Below are 4,676 nucleotides of genomic sequence, written 5' to 3'. Positions count from 1 at the left end.
GTCGCCCCGGTCGCCCCAGCCACATCGGCCACATCGGCCGGACGGCCATCCCGCGGTGACCGCGACACATCCCGCCGCTCTCCGGCAAGCAGCGCCAGCGCCTCCTCCGTGGCGCGCTCGAGCGCGTCCTCGCCGTCCCGGCGGCCGTGGCGGCCGCCGCTACGGCCACCCGCGTGTCCACCCGCGTGCCCGCTCATGACGGCTTCCCGTCCGCTTCCGCCGCCCACCGCTCGGCGAGCGCGCCCGCCACCCGGGCCGCCTCGGCCACGGCCTCCGCGCCCCCGCCCCGCAGCGCGGCGGCGTATCCGACGAGGAAGGTCGTCAGGGGCGCGGCGGGACGGGCCACGCCGTGCGCGGCGTCGCGCGCGAGGTCCAGGAGACCGGCCGTGTCGACGTCGAGTTCGATGCCCAGCTCGGCCTTGACCGCGGAGATCCATTCATCCAGCACATGCCTATCGTCCCTGATGCGCGCGCGGGCCTCGCTGATGTCCTCCCAGGTGTCGCAGTCGAAGGAGGCGGTGGGGTGGGGCAGCCGGGCGAGCGACAGCTCGCCCGTGAGCATCCGCAGCGGCAGGCCGACGAGCGTGCCGTGCTCGGCGACGAGCAGCCCGAGCTCCCGGCGCAGGGCCTCCGCCCGGTAGGCGGCGACCAGCGGCTGCTCCCGCCCGTCCCCGTCCACGAGGACGGCGCCTTCCGCACCCGCGATGCCGTCGTCGAGCGCCGTGACCAGCCCCCGCACCGCTCCCGCCGCCAGGAACGGCAGGTCGGCCGAGAGCACGAGCACCCGCTCGGCGCGGACCTCGCGCAGCCCGGCGTCCAGGCCCGCGAGGGGCCCGCCGCCGGGCGGGTCCTCAAGGGCCCAGGTCACGGGCCGGGCCGTGGGCCGCCGGGGGCCGACCACCACGGTCCGCCCGGCGTCGGCGCAGGCGCCCAGCACCCGGTCGAGCAGCGCCCGGCCGCCGACCCGCACGGCGGGCTTGTCCGCTCCTCCGAGCCGCCGGGCGGCGCCTCCGGCCAGTACTACCGCGTCGTAAACCGTCACCCGTCGAGTATGGCGACACCGCCTACGACGACACCGTGACCACCCGGATCAGGCCACCCGGATCACACCGTCCGCAGCAGCACCGCCGGCTGCTCCACGCAGTCCGCCACGTACCGCAGGAAGCCGCCCGCCGTGCCGCCGTCGCACACCCGGTGGTCGAAGGTGAAGGACAGCTGCACCACGTGCCGCACGGCCAACTCCCCTTCGTGCACCCAGGGCTTGGGGGCTATTCGGCCGACGCCCAGCATGGCCGCCTCGGGGTGGTTGATGATCGGCGTGGAGCCGTCGACGCCGAACACCCCATAGTTGTTGAGGGTGAACGTGCCGCCGGCCAGTTCGGCCGGGCTGATCTTGCCCGCCCGCGCGGCCTCGGTGAGCCGGGCCATCTCCACGGACAGCTCGACCGCGTTGCGCGCGTTGGCGTCGCGCACGACGGGTACGACCAGGCCGCGGTCGGTCTGGGCGGCGAAGCCCAGATGGACGTCCGGCAGCCGGACGATCTCCTGGGCCTCGGTGTCCACGGTCGCGTTGAGCTCGGGGTACTTGGCGAGCGCCGCCGTGCAGATCCTGGCCAGCAGGGCGAGCAGGGACACCTTGGCGCCGCCGGAGGCGTTCATCGCCTTGCGCGCGGCCAGCAGTTCGGTGGCGTCCGCGTCCACCCAGCACGTGGCGTCGGGTATCTCGCGGCGGCTGCGGCTGAGCTTCTCGGCGACCACGCCGCGTACGCCGCGCAGCGGTACGCGCAGGCCGTCGGCCACCCGTCGCCCGCCGGAGGCGCGGCGGGCGGGCCGGGCCGCCTCGGGGCGGGCGGCGTGCCGCGCCGCGTGGCCCACGGGTGCCGTGCGGGGGGCGTGGGCGGTGAGCGCGGTGAGCGCCGCCTCCTCGACGTCGGCGCGCAGGATCAGCCCGTCGGGGCCGGTGCCCCGGACCCGGGTCAGATCCACGCCGCGCTCGCGGGCGAGCCGCCGGACGAGCGGGGAGATCACCGCCACGGCCGTGGGCGCCGGTGCCCGCTCGGCCGGGCGTCCGGTCTCGCGGGCCTGCGGCCTGACCCGGCGGCGGCGTGCCGCGGGGGCCTGGGTGCCGTAGCCGACCAGCACATTGCCCGAGCCCTCCTCGCCGTTGGCCTTGGCCCCGGTGTCCTCGCCGCGGTCCGCCGGGGACGCCTCGGCGGCCGCCGGGCCGGCCGGGTCCGCCGCGGGGGCGGCGGCCGTGCCGTCCGTGGGTGCCCTCTCCCCGACCGCCACGGTCAGCAGCGGTGCTCCGACGGGGAGTTCCTCCCCTTCCTCACCGAAGCGGGCCGTGACCACGCCCCCGTAGGGGCAGGGCACCTCCACCATCGCCTTGGCCGTCTCGACCTCGACCACGGGCTGGTCGACGGCGACCACGTCGCCGACCTTCACCAGCCAGCGGACGACCTGCGCCTCCGTGAGGCCTTCGCCCAGGTCGGGCAGCGTGAACTCGCGCACCACCGCCATCAGCGCGCACCACTCTCATCCTCGTCAGGGGTCCATTGCGATTCCCACTGCAGCCGCGCCACCGCGTCCAGGACCCGGTCCACGCCCGGCAGATGGTGCTTCTCCAGCATCGGCGGCGGGTACGGGATGTCGAAGCCCGCGACACGCAGCACCGGTGCCTCCAGGTGGTGGAAGCAGCGCTCGGTGATCCGGGCCGCCAGTTCCCCGCCCGGGCCGCCGAATCCGGTCGACTCGTGGACGACCACCGCACGCCCGGTCCGCCGTACGGACGCGCAGACGGTCTCCTCGTCGAAGGGGACGAGCGACCGGAGGTCGACGACCTCCAGGTCCCAGCCCTCCGCCACGGCGGCTTCGGCCGCCTCCAGGCAGACGGGCAGCGACGGCCCGTAGGTGACGAGCGTCGCGGACGTTCCTCGTCTGCGGACGACCGCCTTGCCGATGCCCGGCACGTCGTCCGGGTGGTCCGGGTCCCAGTCGGCCTTGGCCCAGTAGAGCCGCTTGGGCTCCAGGAAGATCACCGGGTCGTCGGAGGCGATCGCGGCGCGCAGCAGCCCGTAGGCGTCGGCGACGGTCGCCGGGGCGACGACATGGAGGCCGGGGGTGGCCAGGTAGTAGGCCTCGGAGGAGTCGCTGTGGTGCTCGACGCCGCCGATGCCGCCGCCGTAGGGGACGCGGACGGTGATCGGCATGGGCATGGCTCCGCGCGTGCGGTTGCGCATCCGGGAGACATGGCTGACGAGTTGCTCGAAGGCGGGGTAGGCGAAGGCGTCGAACTGCATCTCCACGACGGGCCGCAGCCCGTACATGGCCATGCCCACGGCCGATCCGAGGATGCCGGCCTCGGCCAGGGGGGTGTCCGTGCAGCGGTCCTCGCCGAACTCCTTGGCCAGTCCGTCGGTGATCCTGAAGACGCCGCCGAGGGTGCCGACGTCCTCGCCGAGGACGTGGACCGCGGGGTCCTCGGCCATGGCGTCGCGCAGCGCGCGGCCCAGCGCCTGCGCCATGCTGGCGGGCTTCCGGCCGGTTTCGGCGGGCGCGGTGGTCATCGCTGGCTTCCTTCCTGGGGGCCGCCCGCGCGGTCGCCCGGGAGCTCTCCCGCGGCGGTCAGCTCAGCACGCAATTGTGCTGCCTGCTCGCGCAGTTGGGCAGTCTGCTCGGCGTAAACATGCGTGAACAGTTCCATCGGATCGAGCACCGGGTCCTGGTGCATCCGCTCGCGCAGATCGGCCGCCATGCGTTCGGCGGCGTCCTGCTCGGCCCGTATGGCGGCGTCGTCCAGCAGCTCGCGGTCGCGCAGCTCGCGCTCCAGCAGGGCGATGGGGTCGTGGGCGCGCCAGGCCTCGACCTCGGCGTCGGCGCGGTAGCGGGTGGCGTCGTCGGCGTTGGTGTGGGCGTCGATGCGGTAGGTGACGGCTTCGACCAGGGTGGGGCCGCCGCCGGACCTGGCCCGGTGGACCGCCTCGGTGAGGACCTGGTGGAGGGCGGCCGCGTCGTTGCCGTCGACGAGCCGGCCGGGCATGCCGTAGCCGACGGCCTTGTGGGCCAGGGAGGGGGCGGCGGTCTGCTTGGCGAGGGGGACGGAGATGGCGAAGCCGTTGTTCTGCACGAGGAAGACGACGGGGGCCCGCCAGACGGCCGCGAAGTTCAGCGCCTCGTGGAAGTCGCCCTCGCTGGTGCCGCCGTCGCCGACCATGGCGAGGGCCACGACGTCGTCGCCCTTGAGGCGGGCGGCGTGGGCGAGCCCGACCGCGTGCGGCAGCTGGGTGGCCAGCGGGGTGCACAGCGGGGCGACGCGGTATTCGTGCGGGTCGTAGCCGGTGTGCCAGTCGCCGCGGAGCAGGGTCAGGGCCTGCACGGGGTCCATGCCTCGGACGACGGCGGCGAGGGTGTCGCGATAGCTGGGAAAGAGCCAGTCCCGGGGCTCCAGGGCCAGGGCCGCGGCGACCTGGCAGGCCTCCTGCCCCGTGGAGGAGGGGTAGACGGCGAGCCGGCCCTGCCGCGTCAGCGCGGTGGCCTGCGTGTTGTACCTGCGACCACGCACGAGCTGTCCGTACAGCCGCCGCAGGAGCGCCGGGTCGGACCCGCCGGCGGCCTGGGTGCCGAGCACCCGGAACGGCTCCGCGTCGGGCAGCAGCGGCGCGGGGTCGGTACGGGGT

The 4,676-nt window shown here is 75.1% G+C and carries 5 protein-coding genes; all 5 read right to left on the bottom strand.

The annotated features are described in order from the left end of the window. On the bottom strand, window positions 1-197 hold a 197-nt coding region (locus K6I33_RS32045), incomplete at its 3' end, for a hypothetical protein (RefSeq protein ID WP_229358059.1). Beyond that, on the bottom strand, window positions 194-1,042 hold the full coding sequence (locus tag K6I33_RS32040; protein ID WP_229358058.1) for an NTP transferase domain-containing protein: 849 nt from the start codon (window positions 1,040-1,042) through the stop codon (window positions 194-196). The genes K6I33_RS32045 and K6I33_RS32040, both read right to left, overlap by 4 nt. A gap of 62 nt (window positions 1,043-1,104) precedes the next feature. After that, window positions 1,105-2,520, bottom strand: a complete 1,416-nt coding sequence (locus K6I33_RS32035) for a dihydrolipoamide acetyltransferase family protein (protein ID WP_229358057.1) — start codon at window positions 2,518-2,520, stop codon at window positions 1,105-1,107. Next, a complete protein-coding gene (locus K6I33_RS32030; protein ID WP_229358056.1) occupies window positions 2,520-3,566 on the bottom strand; it encodes an alpha-ketoacid dehydrogenase subunit beta in 1,047 nt (348 codons plus the stop codon). The genes K6I33_RS32035 and K6I33_RS32030 overlap by 1 nt, the downstream gene beginning before the upstream one ends. Further along, on the bottom strand, window positions 3,563-4,676 hold a 1,114-nt coding region (gene pdhA / locus K6I33_RS32025; protein WP_229358055.1), incomplete at its 5' end, for a pyruvate dehydrogenase (acetyl-transferring) E1 component subunit alpha. The genes K6I33_RS32030 and pdhA, both read right to left, overlap by 4 nt.

It is taken from the genome of Streptomyces sp. UNOB3_S3 (assembly GCF_020740895.1).
Lineage (GTDB): Bacteria > Actinomycetota > Actinomycetes > Streptomycetales > Streptomycetaceae > Streptomyces.
This window is presented reverse-complemented; position numbering and strand designations above follow the sequence as displayed.